Genomic DNA, 2,421 nt, shown 5'->3' with positions numbered 1-2,421 from the left:
CGGGTGGTCCTCGAACAGGAACGGAGGGCAGTTCATGCCGACCGTAAAAGGCGATTTTTACCAAAAGACAATCGCCATTTCATGCATGGCGCGATGCGACGCGAAGAAGTCACCGGCCGCCGCGGTGTCGGCGAGTCCTGCCGGTCGGTCGACCGGGATCGCTGTCAGGCCGAATGCGGCACCCCTGTGCCCGGCGCCGCGCGGGATGCCTGGCCGGCTGTCTCTCTGCGGCAGATCCTGCGCCAGCCGGCCGCCGCTGGGTTGCGCCGATGGTCAGCGCCGCCAGGGCGCTGGGCGCGCGGATCGTCCCGCGCCTCCCCATCGCGCGGCCAAGCGGCGCCTCGGCTGCCGTCCCAATGGCAAGCGACCGATGCGTCAGGCCGCGTGCCAGAGATCGGTCTGACCGGCCGGGGCGTTGGTGAGGGTGAGCAGGTCAACCGTGACGGTATCGACCGTGGCATCGTCCGTGATGCTGGTGTCCACCAGCTTCACCCAGAGCGAGGAGCCGACGCCGGTGGCGAGATAGCTGCCCTTCCAGGCGGGGGCGTCGGGCGCATCGAAGGCCTTCCAGGTGACGGCGTCGTCCGTCGAGTAGACGAGGCGAAAGGCTTCTCCGCCCGACCATGCATCGACCTGGAGCAGCTTGTCGCCTGCGGTCAGGTTGGTGAAGGTCCAGCGGTAGTCGATGGTGGCACCGGCCGTGGTCATGCCTTCGCCGAGGGTCAGGACGTCGGTAGTGCTGGCACCGAGGTTGTCCATGGCGATGGAACTGACGGTTGCGTTGCTGACCGTGGGCGCGATTGTGTAGGTGCCGTAGGTATTGCCGCCGCTGGCCGGGGCGATGTCGTTGTCGAGCAGCGTGCCGGCGGTGCTGAGATTGGGCGCGACCCCGCCACTGCTGGCAAGCAGGGTGAAGGCCTTGTTGCCGGCAGCGTCGCGATCCTCGATGCTGGCGAGAGTGACGCTGGCGGTCCAGTTGTTGGCGGCGGAGAGGGTGAGCTGGCTGGCCGAGAGGCTGGTGCCGACGGGGGCGCCGGACAGGCTGAGCAGGATGTCGCTGGTGGCGTTGGTTGCCGTATAGGTGATGGCGATGCTGCCGCCCTCGGTGAGGGAATAGCTGCTGTGGTCGGCCATGACCTGCGGCCGGACGGCGGTATAGGTGCCGCGGATCAGGTACTGGCCGAGGGAGCCGTAGTCGGACCAGCCGGTGGGCGTGCTGGCCATGGGGTCGCCCCAGCCGACGCCGTCGACGGCGAGGTAGTAGGTGCCGCCCTGGAGGTTGTTGAGGGCGAGGGTGGCGGTCGTACGGGTGACATCGTTGACGGTGGTGACGACCTGGCCGGCGCTGTCGTAGAGGGTGAGCCCGACATCGAGCATGCCGGGGGAGGCGGTGGTGATCACCGGGCTGCTGCTGCCGGTGACGAAGGCCGCGGTGCCAGCGGAGACGGTAAGGTTGACGCTGCCGCCGGCGCCCAGGGTGAAGGAGAACATGTCGACATCGTTACGGCTGCCCGAGCCCGAGATGATGCCGTAGGTCTGAACGGTGGCGACGCCGTTCGTGACGGTGCCGCCGAGGGCACCGGCATTCGCGAAGGTCCCGCCCCAGTCATCGGCGCGGTAGGTGACGCCGCCATTCTTGCTGGTGATGATGGCGAGGTCGTCCTCGGTGTTGGTGGCACCGTTGTAGCCGCCATTGCTGAACTGCACGACGCTGTCGTAGTAGCCGACCCCCATGAGCGGCGCCCAGGACGCATTGCCGGAGCCGTGGCCGTAGTAATACTCCGAGCCGCTGCGGCCGTCATGGTTGAGGCCGAGGGTGTGGCCGACCTCATGGGCGGCGGCGTCGGCGATGTACTTGGCGTTGTCGGAGAGGCGATTGGCGTAGATGTAGGCGGGCGTGTCGGTATTCCAGTTGAAGCTACCGTTGAAGCTGAGGCCGCCGTAGTTCTTGCCGTCCTCATCGGTGATGACGACGTGGATGCCATAGCTGGTGTCGCGGCTGCCGGTATAGCGAAGCGCGTCGATGCCCGGATCCTCGGTGGTGACGTCGATATTGAAGGGGGAGTAATACTCCGCGACGCGCTGCCAGATCTGCTGGATGCTGAGCAGTTCGGCGCTGTTGAAGGTCTCGTTGCCGTCCAGGGAAAATGCCTTGGAGTAGAAGCTCGGCGTATTCCAATAGCTGTTCCAGATAAGGCCCGTGGTGGTGTAGCCGTCGAAGTCGAGATAGACCTTGTAGGATGAGGTGGGCAGGCTGTGCAGGCTGAAGGTATTGCCGTAGCTCACCAGCCCGCCGGCGGGCAAAGCGTCCAGCACCACCGAACTCTCGATGGTAGTCACGATGGCCGAGGGAGCGGAGCGGGAGTCGCCGTGGGATGTGGCGACTCCCAGCAGATCGCCAGAGGCGAACGGGTGGGGAAT

General features: G+C 66.3%; 1 protein-coding gene. It reads right to left on the bottom strand.

Features of this window, described 5'->3' with window-relative positions; genetic code table 11:
* Nucleotides 1–375: 375 nt before the first annotated feature.
* On the bottom strand, nucleotides 376–2,421 hold a 2,046-nt coding region (locus Q7A36_RS39340), incomplete at its 5' end, for a zinc-dependent metalloprotease family protein (RefSeq protein ID WP_305109238.1).

The organism is Paracraurococcus lichenis (assembly GCF_030657435.1).
In the GTDB taxonomy this organism is placed as follows: domain Bacteria; phylum Pseudomonadota; class Alphaproteobacteria; order Acetobacterales; family Acetobacteraceae; genus Paracraurococcus; species Paracraurococcus lichenis.
Note: the sequence above shows the minus strand (reverse complement) of the source record. Positions and strands in the feature narration are given on the sequence as shown.